This window comes from Maritimibacter sp. UBA3975, assembly GCF_002384975.1.
In the GTDB taxonomy this organism is placed as follows: domain Bacteria; phylum Pseudomonadota; class Alphaproteobacteria; order Rhodobacterales; family Rhodobacteraceae; genus Maritimibacter.
This window is the reverse complement of the sequence record NZ_DGCP01000009.1, coordinates 894089-914141: the sequence shown is the minus strand read 5'-3', so window position 1 is coordinate 914141 and position 20053 is coordinate 894089. Positions and strand designations below refer to the sequence as shown.

The 20053-nt window shown below is 65.4% G+C and carries 19 protein-coding genes; 11 read left to right on the top strand and 8 right to left on the bottom strand.

What is annotated here, in order from left to right; translation table 11 throughout:
- Positions 1 to 2: 2 nt before the first annotated feature.
- Together B2585_RS09605 and trxB are read right to left on the bottom strand one after the other, a co-directional pair.
- Positions 3 to 1412, bottom strand: a complete 1410-nt coding sequence (locus B2585_RS09605; RefSeq protein ID WP_292022402.1) for a hypothetical protein — start codon at positions 1410 to 1412, stop codon at positions 3 to 5.
- A 234-nt stretch (positions 1413 to 1646) separates the two neighbouring features.
- Positions 1647 to 2633, bottom strand: a complete 987-nt coding sequence (trxB, locus tag B2585_RS09600; protein ID WP_292022400.1) for a thioredoxin-disulfide reductase — start codon at positions 2631 to 2633, stop codon at positions 1647 to 1649.
- A 180-nt stretch (positions 2634 to 2813) separates the two neighbouring features.
- On the opposite strand from trxB, the gene B2585_RS09595 reads away from it, so the two are divergent.
- Positions 2814 to 3314 carry an Lrp/AsnC family transcriptional regulator gene (locus B2585_RS09595; RefSeq protein WP_292022398.1) on the top strand — a complete coding sequence of 167 codons (501 nt, stop codon included), beginning with the start codon at positions 2814 to 2816 and terminating at the stop codon, positions 3312 to 3314.
- Positions 3315 to 3392: 78 nt separating this feature from the next.
- Positions 3393 to 3956, top strand: coding sequence for a CAP domain-containing protein (locus B2585_RS09590; RefSeq protein WP_292022396.1), 564 nt, complete (start codon positions 3393 to 3395; stop codon positions 3954 to 3956).
- Positions 3957 to 4035: 79 nt separating this feature from the next.
- Here B2585_RS09590 and B2585_RS09585 read toward each other — a convergent pair whose 3' ends face one another.
- Positions 4036 to 4242: a cold-shock protein gene (locus B2585_RS09585; RefSeq protein ID WP_292022394.1), complete on the bottom strand. Its 207-nt coding sequence runs from the start codon at positions 4240 to 4242 to the stop codon at positions 4036 to 4038.
- A 347-nt stretch (positions 4243 to 4589) separates the two neighbouring features.
- On the opposite strand from B2585_RS09585, the gene B2585_RS09580 reads away from it, so the two are divergent.
- Positions 4590 to 5294: a L,D-transpeptidase gene (locus tag B2585_RS09580; RefSeq protein ID WP_292022392.1), complete on the top strand. Its 705-nt coding sequence runs from the start codon at positions 4590 to 4592 to the stop codon at positions 5292 to 5294.
- A gap of 101 nt (positions 5295 to 5395) precedes the next feature.
- A complete protein-coding gene (locus tag B2585_RS09575; protein WP_292022389.1) occupies positions 5396 to 6238 on the top strand; it encodes a GH25 family lysozyme in 843 nt (280 codons plus the stop codon).
- Between the two features lie 3 nt (positions 6239 to 6241).
- Here B2585_RS09575 and B2585_RS09570 read toward each other — a convergent pair whose 3' ends face one another.
- On the bottom strand, positions 6242 to 7267 hold the full coding sequence (locus tag B2585_RS09570) for a DUF2125 domain-containing protein (RefSeq protein ID WP_292022388.1): 1026 nt from the start codon (positions 7265 to 7267) through the stop codon (positions 6242 to 6244).
- A 59-nt stretch (positions 7268 to 7326) separates the two neighbouring features.
- Between B2585_RS09570 and B2585_RS09565 the strand changes: the two genes are divergently transcribed.
- From B2585_RS09565 to B2585_RS09555, 3 genes are all read left to right on the top strand, one after another.
- Positions 7327 to 7860: a gamma-glutamylcyclotransferase gene (locus tag B2585_RS09565; protein WP_292022386.1), complete on the top strand. Its 534-nt coding sequence runs from the start codon at positions 7327 to 7329 to the stop codon at positions 7858 to 7860.
- An 80-nt stretch (positions 7861 to 7940) separates the two neighbouring features.
- Positions 7941 to 9104 carry a biopolymer transporter ExbB gene (locus B2585_RS09560; protein WP_292022385.1) on the top strand — a complete coding sequence of 388 codons (1164 nt, stop codon included), beginning with the start codon at positions 7941 to 7943 and terminating at the stop codon, positions 9102 to 9104.
- On the top strand, positions 9104 to 10957 hold the full coding sequence (locus B2585_RS09555; protein ID WP_292022383.1) for a peptidoglycan -binding protein: 1854 nt from the start codon (positions 9104 to 9106) through the stop codon (positions 10955 to 10957). Before B2585_RS09560 ends, B2585_RS09555 begins: the two co-directional genes overlap by 1 nt.
- Positions 10958 to 10960: 3 nt before the next feature.
- On the opposite strand, the gene B2585_RS09550 is transcribed toward B2585_RS09555, so the two are convergent.
- The 4 genes from B2585_RS09550 to gloB all read right to left on the bottom strand — a co-directional run bounded on the left by B2585_RS09550 (position 10961) and on the right by gloB (position 15932).
- Positions 10961 to 11938 (bottom strand): M23 family metallopeptidase, encoded by a 978-nt coding sequence (locus tag B2585_RS09550; protein ID WP_292022381.1) that lies wholly within the window; start codon positions 11936 to 11938, stop codon positions 10961 to 10963.
- 32 nt (positions 11939 to 11970) lie between these two features.
- The gene (locus B2585_RS09545) at positions 11971 to 12567 is read right to left on the bottom strand and encodes a 2-hydroxychromene-2-carboxylate isomerase (RefSeq protein ID WP_292022380.1); all 597 of its coding nucleotides are present in this window, start codon (positions 12565 to 12567) and stop codon (positions 11971 to 11973) included.
- A gap of 118 nt (positions 12568 to 12685) precedes the next feature.
- Positions 12686 to 15010, bottom strand: coding sequence for an ATP-dependent Clp protease ATP-binding subunit ClpA (clpA, locus tag B2585_RS09540; RefSeq protein ID WP_292022378.1), 2325 nt, complete (start codon positions 15008 to 15010; stop codon positions 12686 to 12688).
- A gap of 154 nt (positions 15011 to 15164) precedes the next feature.
- On the bottom strand, positions 15165 to 15932 hold the full coding sequence (gene gloB, locus B2585_RS09535; RefSeq protein ID WP_292022376.1) for a hydroxyacylglutathione hydrolase: 768 nt from the start codon (positions 15930 to 15932) through the stop codon (positions 15165 to 15167).
- A gap of 89 nt (positions 15933 to 16021) precedes the next feature.
- Between gloB and B2585_RS09530 the strand changes: the two genes are divergently transcribed.
- From B2585_RS09530 to B2585_RS09515, 4 genes are all read left to right on the top strand, one after another.
- Positions 16022 to 16798 carry a hypothetical protein gene (locus B2585_RS09530; protein ID WP_292022374.1) on the top strand — a complete coding sequence of 259 codons (777 nt, stop codon included), beginning with the start codon at positions 16022 to 16024 and terminating at the stop codon, positions 16796 to 16798.
- A 236-nt stretch (positions 16799 to 17034) separates the two neighbouring features.
- Positions 17035 to 17595, top strand: a complete 561-nt coding sequence (locus tag B2585_RS09525; protein ID WP_292022372.1) for a F0F1 ATP synthase subunit delta — start codon at positions 17035 to 17037, stop codon at positions 17593 to 17595.
- Positions 17596 to 17597: 2 nt separating this feature from the next.
- Positions 17598 to 19136, top strand: coding sequence for a F0F1 ATP synthase subunit alpha (gene atpA, locus B2585_RS09520; RefSeq protein ID WP_292022370.1), 1539 nt, complete (start codon positions 17598 to 17600; stop codon positions 19134 to 19136).
- Positions 19137 to 19164: 28 nt separating this feature from the next.
- Entirely contained in the window at positions 19165 to 20046 is an 882-nt protein-coding gene (locus tag B2585_RS09515) for a F0F1 ATP synthase subunit gamma (RefSeq protein WP_292022368.1), read from the top strand.
- Positions 20047 to 20053: the final 7 nt, after the last annotated feature.

Genomic DNA, 20053 nt, shown 5'->3' with positions numbered 1-20053 from the left:
GGTCAGACCACGTCGAGGTAGATTTCCTGCGCTACGATCATGACGCCGTCATCCCAGGCTTCCAGCCGGACGGTGTAATCGCCTTCCGCATCGGTGGTGTCGAACATGGAATCCAGGAAGAAGCCGTAGTTCCACGAATTCTGGAGCTTCGTGACGCCATCGGTGTATTCCCCGCCGGTCCCGGTGAGATCGACGAAGTCCTCGGCCGCAGATCCGTCGACGTCCGCGAGGAACTTGAATTGGAAACTGTCGTTGTCACCGGCCTCGGTGACGGTCGCGGCCCAGTCGATGTTCCATTCCATGCGGTCCGTGCTGGCGGGGTCCGCTTCGACCGTGAACACTGCCGTTCCATCGGCGTTGTAGACCACATTGTTCGGGTCGAGGTCGCCGACACCGCGCAGCTTGGCCTTGAGCGCCAGTTCGACCCCTGCGCCTTCGTGCCGGGTCACGGCATAGTGGTCGTCGGAGTTCCCGTCGCCGAAGATCATCTCGATCCCGTCGCCGTTCTCGGTCGCCCGGCCATCGACCTCGCCGAAGAAGGTTTCGACGTAATCTGTCCGCGCATACCCGTGGTCGTAGTCGTATTCGCGCACAGCGTCATAAGCTGCCTCGGCGCTCTCGTTCCCCGAGTAGTAGGGGCGGTCGAGCAGGTCCGGGTCGATGGCTTCGACTGCGGCGATCAGGGCCTCGGCTTCGGGTGTGCCCGCGCCGAACCGGCTTTCGATCGGGCCGCGTCCCAGGTTGCCCAGCATGTTGTCATGCAGGGACTGGAGGCGCTCCGGCGTGTCGTTGGCGTCGCCGTCGTCCGGGGTGAACTTGCCGATCATGTCGGTGAGCGGCGTGCCCCCGTCGGCGAGAAACTCGGCATAGGCGAGGCCGAGGCTCACGAAGTTCTCGTTCACCGAGGCAAAGTAGCCTTCGTCGACATAGCCGTCGTCGAGGTATTCCCAGACCACTGCGAAGGTGTCGGCGGGCGAACCGTTGATCGACAGAATGTCCATAGCACCTGCCGCGTCGGTTTCCGCGAAGAGCGTGTCGAGGAAGTCGGAAAGATCGACCGAGGTTTCTGCGCCGCCCGTGCCCGAGGTGTCGGCGCCGATGAACTCGATCCCCGACAGGTTGATCCGGTCGGGCAGGTCGTCACCGAAGTCGAGCTTGTGGGCGTCCTCGGCCGCGAATGTCGCGTCCTTGCCCAGCTTGACCGCGGGCGCGCCTTTGGCGTCGGCCTTCAGCAGAATGAAATGCTTTTTCTCGTCGAAGCTGTAGGTCGTGTCGAGGTTGAGGTGGACGACACCGTATTCGTCGACATCGACGGGGTCGACCCGTCCCTTGCCGTGGTGCCCCTCTTCATGGCCGCGTCCGCGACCGTTGTCATGTCCCTTGCCGTTTCCGTTTGAATGACGTTTTGCCATCTTGGTCCCCCCTTGATGAATGACGGGGGTCTGAAAATCTGTGTCATTGAATGCCCCCCGGCTACGAGCATAGTCGCGCAACGGGCGTTCGCGCAAATCGGGCGTCGGAATGGTCCCGCATTGGGGATAGTTTGTCGGGATTTCCCCGATTGGTTCTCTTTTTTCACCAATCCATAGAGAAAACGCCGCCCCGGTCCCCGGAGCGGCGTTCGTCGTTTCGCTGTGGTCCGGACGTCAGACGGGGGCCTTCTCGGCCTCCACCGCGGCGGCGGGCTCCGCTTCGCCCTGTTCGGCGAGCCAGCGTTCGGCGTCCAGCGCCGCCATGCAGCCCATGCCGGCGGAGGTCACGGCCTGCCGGTAGATGTGATCGGTGAGGTCGCCCGCCGCGAAGACGCCGGGGATCGAGGTGTGGGTCGTGCCCGGCTCGACCTTCACATAGCCGCCGTGATGGGTTTCGAGCTGGTCCTTGACCAGTTCCGACGCGGGGGCGTGGCCGATGGCGATGAACACGCCCTTGGCGTCGATCTCGGAGACCTCGCCGGTTTTCACGTTCTTCACGCGCACGCCCTCGACGCCCAGCGGCATGTCGGTGCCGGTGACTTCCTCAAGCACATGGTCCCACATGACCTCGATCTTGGGGTTCTTCTCGAGCCGGTTGATGAGGATCTTCTCGGCGCGGAATTCGTCGCGGCGGTGGATGACCGTGACCTTGGAGGCGAAGTTGGTGAGGAACAGCGCCTCCTCGACGGCGGTATTGCCGCCGCCGACCACGATGATCTCCTGCCCGCGGTAGAAAAACCCGTCGCAGGTGGCGCAGGCGGAGACGCCGAAGCCCTTGAACTTCTCTTCCGTCTCGAGCCCGAGCCACTTGGCCCGCGCGCCGGTGGCGAGGATCACGGCGTCGGCCACATAGGTCGCACCGCTGTCGGACTGCGCCACGAAGGGCCGCTTGGACAGGTCGAGATCGGTGATGATGTCGGTCACCACTTCGGTCCCCATCGCTTTCGCGTGCTCTTCCATCTTGACCATGAGGTCGGGCCCCTGGACTTCGGTGAAGCCCGGGTAGTTCTCGACCTCGGTGGTGGTGGTGAGCTGGCCGCCCGGCTCCATCCCCTGCACGAGGATCGGTTTCAGCATCGCGCGTGCGGCATAGACGGCGGCAGAGTAACCGGCCGGCCCCGAGCCGATGATCAGAACACGGGTGTTGTGCGTACCGGACATGACGAATCCCTTCGAAGTGTAAGTCCTGCCCGATATAGTGATGCCACCCGCCCCCCGGAACCCCCTGCGGCGTGCTGTCACTTTTCACGCCTTGAGACATGATGTTGCGCAAATGCGAAATATTATTGCGCAAGCGCGGGCCTCACGGTAAGGTTCGCCAAATCAGCAGGGGGATGGCGCATGCCGAACGCGAAACTGGACCCGATCGACCGGATGATCCTTGCCGAGTTGCAGGGCGACGGCCGCATGACCAACGTGGAGCTCGCCAAGCGCGTGGGCATTTCCGCGCCGCCCTGTCTGCGCCGGGTGCGCACGCTTGAGGAGGCTGGCTTCATCCGGGGCTATCACGCCGACGTGGACGCCCGCGCGCTGGGCTTCGAGGTGCAGGTCTTCGCGATGGTCGGGCTGCAAAGCCAGGCCGAGGCGGATCTGTCGCGGTTCGAGGAGCGCTGCCGCAACTGGCCGCTCGTGCGCGAGTGTCACATGCTGAACGGCGAGGTGGACTTCATCCTCAAGTGCGTCGCGCCGGACCTGTCGACCTTTCAGACCTTCCTGACCGAGCAACTCACGGCGGCGGAGAACGTGGGCAGCGTGAAGACCTCGCTCGTCATCCGCGACGCCAAGGACGAGCCGGGCGTGCCGTTCGACGTGCTGGAAGCGAGGATGGCCGCGGAGGCCTGACCCCCCGGCACTCGATGGAGTGTTGCGCGATGCCGGTTGTCGGCACATCATCAAGCAATACTCATGGGGGATTCCGTAATGCATTTCATCAAGACACTTGTGGGCGTCGCGGCAGTCTCCGCGCTTTCGGGCTGCATGGGAGGAACGAGTTTTTTTGCACCGCCACCGCTGGGTGGGGAAAGACTTGATCCGAATGCGCCGGCCTGGGCCCTGAACTCCTACCTTCCCGATCCGACCATCAACACGGCAATCGTCGGCAACGCGACGCAGGACGCCTCGTTCTCGACGCTGTTCAGCGGGGTGCGCACGAGTGCAGGGGAGATGCCGCTCACCTGGAACCAACAACTCGACAATGCCGCGCAATCTTACGCGGGCTATCTCGTCGCGACGAACCAGTTCTCGCACAATGCTGGCAAGTCCGACATCGGCGCCCGTGTTGCGGCGACGGGCTACCAGTATCGGAAAGTGGGCGAAAACCTTGCCCAAGGACAGCAATCCGAGCAGCAAGCCATGACCTCTTGGCAGAACTCGCCGGGGCACAATGCCAACCTGCTCGACCCGGATTTCGAGGAATTTGCGCTGGGCGTGTCCGGCACGGGGCAGAACGTGACGTGGGTTCTGGTGCTGGCCGATCCGCTTTGAGCGGGTCCCGAAACGAAAACAGGGCGCCAAGGCGCCCCGTTTGATCCTCACGGATGCTCAGGCATCCGGTTCGCGTGGCTCAGGCCAGCGCGATGTTCGACGCGGATTCGCGACCGTCGCGACCGGCTTCGAGGTCGAAGGTCACGGCTTGGCCGTCCTTCAGGGTCGTCAGACCAGCGCGCTCAACGGCGGAGATGTGAACGAAGACGTCCTTCGATCCACCTTCCGGCTCGATGAAGCCGAAACCTTTAGTTGCGTTGAACCATTTTACAGTGCCATTCGCCATTGGAATGTTCCTTTTTCGTGTTGCCGCCCACGGTATTGCGGCGGCTCGGCAGCTTAAAGATCGAATGCTGGCCGAATAGGAACAGGATCGCGAATTCAAGTGTGCATTCCGCTCATGCGTCATTTCGGGCCCGGACGCAAGCAAAATCCGCCGTCTGACAGGGACGTGAAGGGGGCGATCCGCGTTGCCGCAGCACCACATTTTCGCGTCTCTTCACGAAAAAAAGACTCTTTTGCCATTGTTATCACAGGCTTCCCCCCGGTTAACTGACTCTTGGAAGACAGTTTTTCTCCGAGTCGCCTGGGGGCGGCAGGAAAACCGGGAGACGACCCTTGATTGCTTTGCGTTTGACGAAACTGGCGGCGGGCCTTGCGCTCGGCGCTTTTCTTGCCGCCTGTACGACGGTGCCGACCGAGGATACGGCGGTGACCTCGACCGGGGAAGTGTTGCCGGTCATTTCGACGAAAACGCGATCCATGTACCGGGAATTCGACGACGGGCAGTTCATCGTGCCCGCCGTGCCACGCCAGTACCTCTCGGAAGAGCGGGCGCGGCAATACGTTCCGTATTATTCGCCCTATCCCGAAGGGACGATCGTGGTCGATCCCTATGACTACAAGCTTTACCTGATTTCCGGCCCGAACGAGGCGATGCGCTATATCGTCGGAGTGGGTAAGGCGGGCCGGGGTCTGCGGGGCGAGGCGCGGGTGAACCATCAGAAGGCCTGGCCCTACTGGACGCCGACGGCCAACATGCTGCGCCGTGAGCCTGAGAAATACGGCCCCGTGCGCGGCGGTCTCGAAGGCGGGCTGGAAAATCCGCTGGGCGCGCGGGCGCTCTATCTCTATCGCGGGGGGCGTGACACGCTCTACCGTATCCACGGCACGCCCTATCCCTGGACCGTGGGCGGCGAGGAATCCGGCGGCTGCATCCGCATGTTCCACCAGGACGCCATCCACCTTGCGGCCAATGTCGAAAACGGCACGCGGGTCATCATCCTGGGCCAGAGCGAAGCCGGGAAATACACGGTGCCCACGGGCGAAAGCGCCTGAACCGCGCGACCGGCGGTTCCTTGCCGCCGGACGCGACAACGTGAATGCGCCTGGGGGCCGGATCGTCTAACGTCTGCCGAAAAGACCGAGGCAGAACAGTGATGAACGAAACGATCCGGCGATCCGTCGCCCTTTCCCTCATGCTCGCGGCGGCGGTGGCGCTGGCCGCCTGCGGCTCCGGCCCGTCGCGCGGGCGCATGGCCGCGCCCAAGCCGTTGTTGCCCGAGAACTACCAGACCACCGGTATCCCCTCGATGTTCGGGGATACCGATCCGATCGACTGGACCGAACATTCGCCGCGGCCCGATGCCTACCCGGTCCACGGGATCGACGCATCACGCTATCAGGGTGAGATCGACTTCGCCACGGCGCGCGCGAACGGGATCAACTTCGCATGGCTCAAGGTGACGGAAGGGGGCGACCACCTCGACCCCGGCTATGAGATCAACGCGCCGCGCGCGCGGGCGGCGGGGATGCCAGTCGGGGGTTATCACTTCTACTACTTCTGCCGCACGCCCGCCGAACAGGCACGGTGGTTCATCAAGAACGTCCCGCGCGTGGCCGGAGACCTGCCGCCGATGCTGGACATGGAGTGGAACCACCAGTCCCGCACCTGCAAGCGCCGGCCCGATGGCGCGACGGTGCGCGACGAGATCCGGCAGTATGCGTCGATCGTGTCCAACCACTACGGCACCGCGCCGGTGATCTATGTCACCCCCGACTTTTACGCCGAGAACGATCTTGGGCAGATGGCGGGTTATGAATTCTGGCTGCGCTCGGTCGCGGCGCACCCGTCGGAGCGGTATCCGGACGAGCGCTGGACCTTCTGGCAATACAGCGGCACCGGTGTCGCCAAGGGCGTGAACGGGAACGTGGACCTCAACGCCTTCGCGGGCAGCGTGGAGGCCTGGGTCGGCTGGCTGACGGCCCGCCGCCAGCGTTAAGCGTCAGGGCAGGCGGATCACCGGGGCCGGGCCAAGCGGCACGGGGCCAAGGAACGCGCGACCGTTTTCAAACCGGAGCGTGGCGTCCAGCGTCTCGGGGTCGCCCGAGAGGCGGGCGAGCATTTCGCCCGCGCGGGTGATGGTGCCCACGAGCATCTCGGGCACGGCCCCCGCCGCCTGCGCCACCGCGATCATGTCGCGCCAGTTCTCGGCCTTCACGTCCACCTCGCCCTCGGTAACGCCATTCTGGCCCACCACCAGCACGCCGGTCGCGTCGAGGGTCAGCGCGCCCCAGTCGACGGACAGGCGGGTGAGTTCGATTTCACGCGGCTGCGGCCGGGCGCGTTCGATGGCGAAGCGGTCCCACGGGTTGTCGAAGCGCACCGTGGCGGTGAGGCGGGCGCGGTCGATGACCTCGGGAATGGCCCCGGCGTTGCGCGCGCCGGACAGGAGCGCCGGATCGGGGCGGATGCCGGTCGCGTTCACGTCGAAATCATAGACATGGCCCTGCCGGTCAGGGGTTTCGCGCATGGAGATCTGGGCGTGTTCCAGCCCCGTCTCGCGTGTCTCGCCCCGGGCGGTCGTGGCGATGGTGGCCCCGTCGATCTCGATCACGCTGCGTCGGATCGGAAGCTCCACGGCGGGGGCGAAGGAGGCCGAGGCGCGGAAGGTCTCGGACGTGATGCGGTGGCTCGCGTCACGGGTCGCGAAGACCTGTTCGCCGGGAAGGACCGCGATCACTTCGGTCGGGCTGTAGCTGAGCGAGAGGTTCTGAAAGATCGGGGCGGACCAGGCGATGCCCGTCTCGGGGTCGGCGATGTTGAGGTCGGTGATGGTGGTGTCGAAGCGGCTGGGAAAACCCGCCGTGTTGAGGCTGTCGTACTGCGCCGTCCAGCCTTCGGCCCGCCGGTCCTCGAACCAGCCCGCCAGCACGCGTTCGGTCGCCTGCGACCCGACGACCCAGTAGCCGCCCCATCCGATAAAGATGAGGAGGATCAGGGCGATGATGATCTGGGGTGCCTTGCGCATCGGGGCCTCTCTGTTACCGTCCCCCCTTCTAGCCAGCGCGTGACAGGAGGGGAAGCGGGATGGACAGCGACCTTTGGGTCTTCGGCTACGGTTCGCTTCTGTGGAACCAGGGCTTTCCGCATGTAGAGGCGGTGCGGGCCCGGCTCGACGGCTATCACAGGTCGTTCTGCATGCGCTCGATCCATCATCGCGGCACCGATGCCGAGCCCGGCCTGGTGCTGGCGCTGGACGAGGCGGCGGGGGCGTCCTGCGCGGGCATCGCCTATCGCGTCCATCCCGATCACCACGCACCGACGATGGTCGCGCTCCGGGAGCGTGAGCTGATCTCGTCGGCCTATGTCGAAAAGACCCTGCCGGTCACGCTGGCCGACGGGCGGGCGGTTACGGCGGTCTGCTACGTCATCGACCCGGACCATGTGCAATACTGCCACCTCGACCTTGATGAGCAGGCCCGGATCATCGCGCGTGCCGTGGGCGGGCGGGGGCCGAACACGGAATACCTCTACAACACCGCCCAACATCTCACCGACGAGGGGATCGAGGACCCGGACCTGACGTGGCTCGCCACCGAAGTGCGCAGGATCACGGGATAATCGACCATTCGTTCCTTGTGAGCGCCGCGCTCAGCGACTAACCTCGCCAACAAATAAACATCCGGAAGGAGCCCGTCCGCATGGACCAGCCGGATCTCGGGGCCGAGCCGAAATTTACACGACCCTTGCGTCAGATCCTGACGATGCTCATCGTTCTGGGCCTCGTCGGTGTCGGCGTGTTCTTTGCGCTGCCGCAGGTTCTGCCGGTCTTCCTCGCCAACCTCTATCTCAACGCCTTCATCGGGCTGGTCTTCGTGATCGGCCTGATCGCCTGTTTCTGGCAGGTCGTGCAGATCGCAAGCTCGGTCGGCTGGCTCAAACGCTTCGCGTCGGGCGAGCAGGACGGGCGCGGGGCGCCGCGGCTTCTGGCCCCGCTGGCCGCACTCCTGCGGTCGCGGCGCGACCGGATGCAGATCGGGTCGACCTCGGCGCGGTCGATCCTCGACAGCGTCGCGACCCGGATCGACGAAGAGCGCGACATCACGCGCTATATCACCAACCTGTTGATCTTCCTCGGTCTTCTCGGGACGTTCTTCGGCCTCGCCACCACCGTTCCGGCGGTTGTCGAGACGATCCGTTCGCTCGCCCCCGGCGAGGGGGAAGAGGGCGTTCAGGTGTTCGAGCGGCTGATGACCGGGCTGGAGGCGCAGCTTGGCGGCATGGGCACGGCGTTCTCGTCCTCGCTTCTGGGTCTGGCCGGGTCGCTTGTCGTTGGGCTGTTGGAACTGTTCGCGAGCCACGGGCAGAACCGCTTTTACCGGGAACTCGAGGAATGGCTGTCCTCGATCACCAAGGTCGGCTTCTCCCCCGGCGACGAAAGCCAGGGCGAAGCGGGCATGGCGGCCTATCTGACCTATGTGGCCGAACAGATCGAAGCGCTCCGGCAGGCCGTCGCCACCGCCGAAGACGGGCGCGCGACCACCGATGCGCGGCTCTGGCAGCTTGTGGACGGGGTCGAACGGCTCGCCTCCAACATGAACGAACAACCCGACCTCGGCCCCGAATTCGCCCGGATGGCGGAGGGTCAGGACCGCATGATCGCCGCCATCGAAGCGCAGGGGACCGCCGCGGTTCCGGCGGCTGCCAATGACGATGCCGAAGCCCGGATGCGCCTGCGCTCCATCGACGTGCAGCTTCTGCGCATTCTCGAAGAGATGGCGGCGGGCCGGCAGGAGACGATGTCCGAACTGCGCGGCGACATCAACGCGCTCACCAAGGCGATCCGCGCTCTCGGAGGTCAGTGATGGCTCTCGCCCGGCGTTCTGTCCGCAATGTCTCCGGCACGATCTGGCCGGGGTTCGTGGATGCGATGACGGCGCTTTTGCTGGTGCTGATGTTCGTCCTGACGATCTTCATGGTCGTCCAGTATGTGCTGCGCGAGCAGATTTCCGGGCAGGCCACCGAACTCGACAACCTGTCGGCGCAGGTGGCGGGGCTCGCCGATGCGCTGGGTCTGGAACGTCAGCGCACCGCGCAATTGGGCGAGGAGGTCGGGGGCCTCACCGCGACCCTTGGCGACATGCGCACCGAGAACGCCGCGCAACAGGCGCGGATCGGGGAACTTGTCGAACAGACCGAGGAACAGGCGCAGCGGATCGCGGGCTATCAGGGGCAGATCGCCAGTTTCGAGGAACAGGTGGCAAGCCTGATGGCGCAGCGCGATACGGTGATTGCCGAGCGCGACACGGTGATCGACGAGCGTGACGAGGCCCGCGAGGAACGCGACGCGGCCGAGGTGCAGTCGACACAGCTCCGCGCCAGTATTTCCGAACTGGAAGATGCGCAGAGCCGCCTGATTTCGGAGCAGGAGGCGCTGCAACTGGCCCTCGCCCGTGCCCGCGACGAGGTGGATGCCGAGGCCGAGGCAGCGCGGCTGGCAGCGGCCCGGCGTGAAGCGGTGGAGGCGATGCTGGCCGACATCCGGGCCGAGGCCGCCGAGGCCGACGCCGCGCTGGCCGATGCCCAGACCCGGATTTCCGAGCGCACCGCCGCGCTGGAAGACGCCCAGAGCACGATCGACCAGCAGCAGGCCGACCTTGAAGCCGCGCAGGCCGCCGCGCGCGCGGCGCAGGAAGAACTCTCGGACGAGGAAGCGGCGCGTCTGGCCGATGCTGCCGCGCTTCAGACGTTGCGTGATCGGCTGGCGGATGCGGATGAGGAAATCACCGCCATGACGCTCGCCCTCGAAGAACAGCGGCGCAAGGCGGAGGAGACGCTGACGCTCCTCGCTGCCGCCCGCGCTGCGCGTGACGAGGTGGAGGCCGCGCGGGACGAAGCGCTGAGTGAGGCGGACCGGCAGGCCGCATTGCTCGCCACCGCGCGCAATGCGCTGGAGACGGAAGAGGCCCAGAGCGCCGAGTCGCAGCGGCGCGTGGCCCTGCTGAACGAACAGACGGCCGCGCTGCGTCAGCAGTTGGGCAACCTCGAGACCGTGCTCGAGGAGGCTGAGGCGCGCGAGGACGCGGCGCAGGTGCAGATCGAGGCGCTGGGGTCCCGGCTCAACACCGCGCTTGCACAGGTGGCCGCCGAACAGCGCGCGCTGGCCGAGGAACAGGCCGCGCTGGCCGAAGAACAGCGCCGCCGGGCAGAGCTCGAGGCCGCCGAAGCGGAGCGCGCCCGCGAGGAGGCCCGCAACCTCGAAGGTTACCGTTCGGAATTCTTCGGACGGCTCCGGCAGGTTCTGGGGGACCGCGAGGGGATCCGGATCGACGGCGACCGGTTCGTCTTCTCCTCGGAAGTGCTGTTTCCCGTGGGCGCGGCCGACCTGTCGCCCGCCGGCCGGGCGCAGATCACGCGGGTGTCCAACACGCTTATCGAGGTCGCCTCCGAGATCCCCGCCGAGATCGACTGGATTCTGCGGGTCGACGGTCATACCGACAGCCAGCCGATCCGGGGCAACGCGGAATATGCCGACAACTGGGAACTGAGCCAGGCGCGGGCGCTCTCGGTCGTGCGCTTCATGCAGGACGAGCTTGGCTTCCCGCCTTTCCGGCTGGTCGCCGCCGGGTTCGGGGAGTTCCAGCCACTCGTGCAAGGCGACAGTGACGAGGCGCTGGCGGCGAACCGGCGCATCGAGCTCAAGCTGACCGAGAAGTGAGGCTCAGGGCGTGACCGAAATGGTCGTGCCGCGCCCGTCCACCTCGGCCCCGTCACGCAACAGGCGCACGCTCAGCGCGTACTCCCCGACCGGCCAGCCGCCGTCGGGGCGGCGTTTGCCCGCCGCGCGAAAGAACAGCGGCTTGTTGCCCTCTATCTCCTGCGGCGAACTCACAAGCTCGGTGCCATCGGGCCGCGTGATCGTGACCTCGAGCACATCGCCCGCGCGGCCCCCGAAGGCGAAACCCCAGCCGACCAGTGCGGGGGAGGCGGCGGTGATGGCCTCATCCGCCGTTCCCGCCTTGATCGCGTCGTAGTCAGGCAGGCCCGCGCTGGCCCCGATGGTGACAAGGCCGCCGGGGCGGTAGACGGGGCTGTCGCTCCACAGGTCGTCCTCGGGGCCGTCGTCGAGGCCACATTCGGTGATCTCGTCGGTGTTGAACGGGTCCACGACGCGGCCATCCTGACGCACAGCAATATGGACATGCGGAAACTGCGTGCGCCCGGAATAGCCCACGTCACCCAGTGTCGCGCCCATCGTCACGCGCTGGCCGGACTGGACCGCGACGCTGCCCTCCTTGAGGTGGCAATACTGCGTCTCCCACCCGCCGCCGTGGTCGAGCACGACGCCGTTGCCGCATTCGCGCCCCTGAAGCTGGGCGGGCGGCGTGTCGTCGGCGCCGAGGTCTGGCATCCCGTCGCGCACGCCGCGCACGATGCCGGGGGCGGCGGCCTGGACCGGAACGCCCGCCTCCATCGCGGCGAAGGTGGGCAGGGCGAAGTCCGTGCCCTTGTGCCCGTCATAGGACATCGGCCCGCAGGTGAAATCCGCAGCGCCCCGTCCGGGGTCGGCGTCGGTGTATTGCAGGATGAAGCAATCCTCGCCCAGCGTGCAGTCGAGCGGGAGACCCAGGATCGGGTCACGGGCCAGCGCGGGCGTGGCGGTGAGGGCGAGGGCGGCGAGGATCAGGACAGGGCGCATGGCGCCACTCTAGGCGCGGGGACGGGGGCGGCTCAAGCGGTGGGTTTCGCGGCCCAGTCGAGCGCGTCGTCCAGCCGGTCGTCGCCCCAGAACAGCTCTTCCCCCACCGCGAAGGTGGGGGAGCCGAAGACGCCCAGAGACATGGCCGTTTCGGTCTCGGCGGCAAGGCGCGCCTCGGTCTCGGGGGATTGAGCGCGCGCCAGCGTGGCCTCGGCGTCCTGCCCGGCCTCACGCAGGGCGCGCGACAGATTGGGGTCTTCGCCGGCGGGAAGCCCCTCCTCGAACCACAGCCGGTATGTCGCGCGGGTGTAGTCCTGCCCCCAGCCCTCGGACATGCCCAGAAGCGCGACCTGATTGGCGAGCACGAGGCCCGGAAGCGGGTAGGGCGCGGGCAGGCGCGGGGCGAGGCCGTAGCGCGGGGCGCGCCGTTCGATGTCGCGCCACATATAGGCGGCCTTCACCGGCTTGTCCTTGAAGGGCACGTTGTTCTGCTGAACCATGACGTGTCGCACGTTGAAGGGCCGCCAAGTGAAACTGGCCCCGGTTGTGCGGGCCACGTCGGGCAGGCGCATGATGGTCATGTAGCTGTAGGTCGAGCCGATGGAATACCAGAAATCTATGGGCTGCATCGCCGTTCTCCCGTGCTGATCCGTTGCAGGTTAGCATCGCGGCGGCGATCCGTCAGCATGGGTCGCGGACGTGAAAAGACCGGCCCGAGGGCCGGTCTGGATGATGTCGTTGCGGTGCTTATTCCGCCGTCAGGAGCGGGGGCTTCTTGCGCGAGGCGATGCGGGGGCTTCCCGGCTCCTCGATCCTGAGGTCGATCTCGCCGTCCTTGACGCCGACCTGCACAACACCGCCCTTGGCGAGCTTGCCGAAGAGAAGCTCCTCCGCCAGCGGCTTCTTGATGTGCTCCTGGATCACGCGGCCCAGCGGGCGCGCGCCCATCTTGTCGTCATAGCCCTTGTCGGCCAGCCATTCCGCCGCTGCCGGGGTCAGTTCGATGGCCACGTTGCGGTCCATGAGTTGTGCCTCGAGTTGCAGCACGAATTTCTCGACCACCTGCGTGATGATCTCCTTGCCCAGCGGGGCAAAGCTGATCACCGCGTCGAGGCGGTTGCGGAACTCCGGCGTGAAGGTCCGCTCGATGGCCGCCGTATCCTCGCCCTCGCGGCGGTCGCGGCCAAAGCCGATGGCCGTCTTGGCCAGCTCCGAAGCGCCCGCGTTGGAGGTCATGATGAGCACCACGTTGCGGAAGTTCACCGTGCGACCGTTGTGGTCGGTGAGCTGGCCGTGGTCCATGACCTGCAACAGGATGTTGTAGACGTCCGGGTGGGCCTTTTCGATCTCGTCGAGCAGCAGCACGCAATGCGGATGCTGGTCCACGCCATCGGTGAGCAGGCCGCCCTGGTCGAAGCCGACATAGCCCGGCGGTGCGCCGATGAGGCGCGAGACCGCGTGCTTCTCCATGTATTCCGACATGTCGAAGCGCAGCATCTCGACCCCGAGCGAGGCCGCCAGCTGTTTGGCCACCTCGGTCTTGCCGACACCCGTGGGCCCCGCGAACAGGTAGTTGCCGATCGGCTTTTCCGCCTCGCGCAGACCCGCGCGGGACAGTTTGATCGCCGAGGACAGCGCCTCGATCGCCGGGTCCTGACCGAAGACCACGCGCTTGAGCGAGGCTTCGAGGTCGCGCAGGATTTCCTGATCGTCCTTGGAGACCGACTTGGGCGGGATGCGGGCGATCTTGGCAATGATCGCCTCGATCTCCTTGGTCCCGATGGACTTGCGGCGCTTGGAGGCGGCGACGAGGTGCTGGGCCGCGCCCGCCTCGTCGATCACGTCGATGGCCTTGTCCGGCAGTTTGCGGTCGTTGATGTAGCGGTCCGACAGTTCGACGGCGGTCTTGATCGCGTCGTTGGTGTACTTGATCGCGTGATGCTCCTCGAAATAGGGCTTGAGGCCCTTGAGGATCTTCACGGTGTCATCGACCGTCGGCTCGTTCACGTCGATCTTCTGGAACCGGCGGCTGAGCGCGCGGTCCTTTTCGAAGTGCTGGCGGAACTCCTTGTAGGTGGTGGAGCCCATGCAGCGCAGCTTGCCGCCCTGAAGCGCGGGCTTCAGGAGGTTCGAGGCGTCCATCGCCCCGCCGGAAGTCGCGCCCGCGCCGATGACGGTGTGAATCTCGTCGATGAAGAGCACCGCGTCGGGGTGGTTTTCCAGCTCGTTCACCACGGCCTTCAGACGCTCCTCGAAGTCGCCGCGATACCGGGTGCCGGCCAGCAGCGCGCCCATGTCGAGCGAGAAGATGGTGGTTTCCGAGAGCACGTCGGGGGTTTCGCCGGCCTCGATCTTCTTGGCGAGCCCTTCCGCGATGGCGGTCTTGCCCACGCCGGGATCACCCACGAGAAGCGGGTTGTTCTTGCGGCGCCGGCACAGCACCTGGATGCAGCGCTCGACCTCGTGATCGCGCCCGATGAGCGGGTCGATCTCGCCCTTTCGGGCCTTGGCATTCAGGTCGACGCAATACTTGCCCAGTGCCGAATCCTTGGCTTCCTCGTCGGCGGCCTCGTTGGTCGCCTCCTCAAAGTCCGGGGAGCCGGAGATGGGGCGGGTTTCGCCGTAGGACGGATCCTTGGCCACACCATGCGCGATGTAGTTCACGGCGTCGTAACGGGTCATGTCCTGCTCTTGCAGGAAATAGGCCGCGTTGGACTCGCGCTCGGCGAAGATCGCGACGAGCACGTTGGCCCCCGTCACCTCGGTCCGGCCCGAGGACTGGACGTGGATCGCGGCGCGCTGGATGACGCGCTGGAATGCGGCGGTGGGGACGGCCTCGGACCCCTCGATGTTCGTTTCGAACGCCGAGAGTTCGTCGTCGATGTACTTCAGGAGCGTGCCCCGAAGTTCGTCCAGGTCCACGCTGCACGCCTTCATGACGCGGGCCGCATCGGGCTCGTCAATCAAAGCGAGCAACAGGTGTTCCAGCGTCGCCAGCTCATGCTGTCGTTCATTGGCATGAGCGAGCGCGGCATGGATGGCCTGTTCGAGCGTGTTGGAGAAAGAAGGCAAGTGGTTCACTCCTCGTTTCCGGGGTCTCGGGGACGGGAGTGGCCCGTCCGTCTCGACCTTGGCCTCATATCTTTAAGGTTCGGTGTTCGCGGCGTATCTTCAAGTGTTTTCTGGCTGAACAACGCTCACACGGTGGTGATCGTTGCCCAAAGGCCTAGAAATTGTCCTTGGCCTTGCGGATCGCGGCGAAAACCTCGGCATCGCCGTCATGCTCCATGCTGACGGCTTTCTTCATCCCCGGCTCGCCCGCGCGAAGGAACGGGTTGGTCGCTTTTTCAAGTGAGAGGAGCGAGGGGACGGTGAATTCATCGCGGTTGCGCATCGCTGTCACGTCGTCGGCGCGCCGGATCAGGTCCGGGTTCTGCGGGTCGACGGACAGCGCGAAACGCGCATTCGCGGCGGTGTATTCGTGGCCCGAACAGATCAGCGTATCGTCGGGCAGGGACATCAGCGTGGTCAGCGTCGTCCACATCTGGTCGGGCGTGCCTTCGAACAGCCGCCCGCAGCCAAGCGCCATCAGGCTGTCGCCGGTGAAGGCGGCTTTCGCGCCGGGCATGTAGAAGGCGATATGGCCGATGGTGTGGCCGTCGGCGGCCATCACGTCGACCTTGTGGCCGGAGAACGACAGGTCGTCGCCGGGGGAGACGGCCTGATCGAGCGCGGGCAGGCGGTGTGCGTCGTGCTTTGCGCCGATGACGCGGCAGCCGAAGGCCGCGCGCAGATCCTCGACCCCTTCGACGTGGTCGCCGTGGTGGTGGGTGATGAACAGATCGGTCAGCGTCCATCCACGCGCGTCGAGTTCCGCCTTGATCGGAGCGGTTTCGGGGGCATCGAACAGCGCGGTGTCACCGCTTTCCGTGTCATGCACGAGAAAGGCGTAATTGTCCGATCGGCAGGGGATGGTCACGAGGTCGAGTGTCATGTCCAGACGAATATGGGGCGGGGCCGGGCATTGCTCAAGGGGCGTTTTGCCCTCTTTCCAAGTGCGCCATTTGGTCTAACCTGCGTTGCATGCATCTGGACGCACAGGATCTTCGCACTTTCTACTATCGCTCGGCCCTTGGCCGGGTGGCGCAGAAGAACATCCGCGACGAGGTGGTGCGGATCTGGAGCGGGCCGTGCAAGGGGCAGACGGTTCTGGGCTATGGCTTTGCCGCGCCGCTCCTGCGCCCCTTCCTCAAGGACGCGCGCCGGGTCATCGCGCTCATGCCCGGGCCGCAGGGGGTGATGCCCTGGCCGGCCGGGATGCCCAATGTCTCGGTCCTGTGCGAGGAAGTGCTCTGGCCCATCGACACGGGCGTAGCCGACAAGCTGGTGCTGCTGCACGGGCTGGAGACATCGACCAACGCGCCTGCGCTGCTGGACGAGGCCTATCGTGTGCTCGGGCCGGGGGGGCGTGCACTGTTCATCGTGCCCAACCGGGCGGGGCTCTGGTCGCGCTCCGACAACACGCCTTTCGGATACGGGCGGCCCTATACGACGGGGCAGCTTGAACATCAGCTGCGCGACCACGGATTCGCCATCGAGCGACATACTGCCGCACTTTATCAGCCGCCCTCGCACCGGCGGTTCTGGCTCAAGACCGGGCCGATGTGGGAGCGGATCGGGTCCGGTGCCCCGCGCATGGCCGGGGGCGTGCTTCTGGTCGAGGCCTCCAAGCAGGTGCGCGCACAGAACCGTCCGGGACTTCCCGAAGCGGTCAAACGCCCCCTGCGCGCCCTCGACGGGTTCGGGGCGCCGGAGCCGGGGCGGCAGGCCGGGCGGACGGGCGAGGGATTCGGTTCGTGACCCGATAGGACGAAGAAAAAGCGCGGGAGTCACAGTCCGGCAGCACCATTTACCTTCCCCTTTCGCCAAGTTCCCCTATGTTGGCGCAAAACCTCCTCATGCGTATTGCGGGTGTGGGATTGCTCTGCTAGACCCACGCCGAATTTCAGATTGCTCGCGAAAGCGCGGCATCAAGAGGCCGCCCCGGTTTGTCGACGACAGACCACGATGGGGCTAAGGACATCGGAAGGGTGGACGTGTCGGAACCAGCTTCGATAACTTCTGGGATTGCCCAGCGCTATGCGACGGCCGTTTTTGAACTGGCCAAGGATGACAAGAAACTCGCGGCTGTCGAGCAGGACATCGACCAGCTCGAGGCTGCTTACAACGACAGTGTGGACTTTTCCCGCCTCGTGAACTCGCCGATCTATTCGCGCAGTGAGCAGGCCGGAGCGGTCAAGGCGCTTGCCGAGAAGATGGGGCTGTCGTCCCAGATGACCGGCGTGCTTGGCGTCATGGCCGAGAAGCGCCGCCTGTTCATCCTGCCGCAACTCATCGCACGCCTGCGCACGATGATCTCGGACGACAAGGGCGAGGTGGTTGCCGAAGTGACCGCCGCCAAGTCGATGACCAAGGCTCAGCAGGACAAGCTTGCCAAGGCGCTCAAGTCGTCTTTCGGCAAGGACGTGAAGATCAAACTGGCCGTCGATGAAAGTCTCATCGGCGGTCTCGTCGTCAAAGTGGGTTCGAAAATGATCGACAGCTCGATCGCCTCGCGCCTGAACGCACTCCAGAATTCCATGAAAGAGGTCGGATAAGAATGGGTATCCAAGCAGCCGAAATTTCTGCGATCCTCAAGGACCAGATCAAGAACTTTGGCCAGGAGGCCCAAGTGGCCGAAGTGGGTCATGTGCTCTCCGTCGGTGACGGCATTGCGCGCGTCTACGGCCTCGACAACGTCCAGGCCGGTGAAATGGTCGAATTCCCCGGTGGTATCCGGGGGATGGCGCTGAACCTCGAAGCCGACAACGTCGGCGTCGTGATCTTCGGCTCGGACCGCGACATCAAAGAAGGCGACACGGTCAAGCGGACCAAGTCGATCGTGGACGTTCCGGTCGGTGACGGCCTCCTCGGCCGCGTGGTCGACGGTCTGGGCAACCCGATCGACGGCAAGGGCCCGATCAAGTCCGAGCAGCGCTCGGTCGCGGACGTGAAAGCGCCGGGCATCATCCCGCGTAAATCGGTGCACGAGCCGATGGCGACGGGCCTCAAGGCCGTCGACTCCATGATCCCGATCGGCCGTGGTCAGCGCGAGCTCATCATCGGCGACCGCCAGACCGGCAAGACCGCCGTGGCGCTCGACGCGATCCTGAACCAGAAGACCTACAACGATGCCGCCGGCGACGACGAGAGCAAGAAGCTCTACTGCGTCTACGTCGCCATCGGCCAGAAGCGGTCCACCGTGGCCCAGCTGGTGAAGAAACTCGAAGAGACCGGCGCCATCGAATACTCGATCGTCGTCGCCGCGACCGCGTCGGACCCCGCGCCGATGCAGTATCTCGCCCCCTACACCGCCACCGCGATGGGCGAGTACTTCCGCGACAACGGCCGCCACGGCCTGATGATCTACGATGACCTGTCCAAACAGGCCGTCGCATATCGTCAGATGTCGCTGCTCCTGCGTCGTCCGCCGGGGCGTGAAGCCTATCCGGGTGACGTGTTCTACCTTCACTCTCGTCTGCTGGAGCGTTCGGCCAAGCTGAACGAAGATTTCGGTGGTGGTTCGCTGACGGCTCTGCCGATCATCGAAACCCAGGGCGGCGACGTTTCGGCGTTCATCCCGACCAACGTGATCTCGATCACCGACGGCCAGATCTTCCTTGAAACCGAGCTGTTCTATCAGGGCGTTCGCCCGGCCGTGAACACCGGTCTCTCGGTGTCGCGCGTCGGTTCGTCGGCCCAGACGAAAGCCATGTCCTCGGTTGCCGGTCCGGTGAAACTGTCGCTCGCCCAGTACCGCGAGATGGCGGCCTTCGCCCAGTTCGGCTCCGACCTCGACGCCGCGACCCAGCGCCTGCTGGCCCGTGGTGCGCGTCTGACCGAGCTCATGAAGCAGCCGCAGTATTCGCCGCTGACCAACGCGGAAATCGTCTGCGTGATCTTCGCGGGCACCAACGGCTACCTCGACAAGGTCGCGGTCAAGGACGTGGGCCGGTTCGAGCAAGGTCTGCTCAATCACCTGCGCTCCAAGCACGAGGCGCTTCTGGACGACATCACCCAGAACGACCGCAAGGTGAAGGACGAGCTTGCCGACAAGATCAAGGGCGCCCTCGACGAGTTCGCCGAAGGCTTTTCGTAAACCCCGGTGATCTGGAAGGAGGCTGGCAATGCCAAGTCTTAAGGACCTGAAAAACCGGATCGACACGGTTAAGTCGACGCGCAAGATCACCAAGGCCATGCAGATGGTCGCGGCGGCCAAGCTCCGTCGCGCCCAGGAAGCGGCCGAGGCGTCGCGCCCCTATACCGAGCGGTTCAACGCCGTGCTCGCGGGGCTCGCCAAGGCGGCCTCCGGGTCGGACGCCGCCCCGCGCCTTCTGCGCGGGACGGGCTCGGATCAGGTGCAGCTGCTCGTCGTCATGACCGCCGAGCGTGGTCTGTGCGGTGGCTTCAACTCGTCCATCGTGAAGCTCGCCAAGGTAAAGGCGGACGAGCTGAAGGCGGCGGGCAAGACCGTGAAGATCCTCACCGTCGGCAAGAAGGGCCGGGAACAGCTTCGCCGCGACTACGGCGACCTGCTCATCGGTCACGTCGACCTGACCGAGGTGAAGAACATCACCTATCCGGACGCGCAGGGGATCGCCAACGACCTCCTCACGCGGTTCGACGCGGGCGAGTTCGACGTCGCGACGATCTTCTTCAACACGTTCGAGAACGTGGTGAGCCAGATCCCGACCGAATGGCAGGTGATCCCGGCCAAGTTCGACGATGTCGACACGGAGAGCCAGGATACCGGCTACGTCTACGACTACGAACCCTCGGAAGAAGAGGTGCTCGCCACCCTCCTGCCGCAGGGCGTGTCGACGGCGATCTTCGCTGCACTGCTGGAGAACAGCGCGTCCGAGCAGGGGGCGCGGATGTCCGCGATGGACAACGCCACCCGCAACGCCGGCGAGATGATCGACAAGCTGACCATCGAGTACAACCGCTCGCGTCAGGCCGTCATCACCAACGAGCTGATTGAAATTATTTCGGGCGCCGAGGCGCTCTAGGGAACCG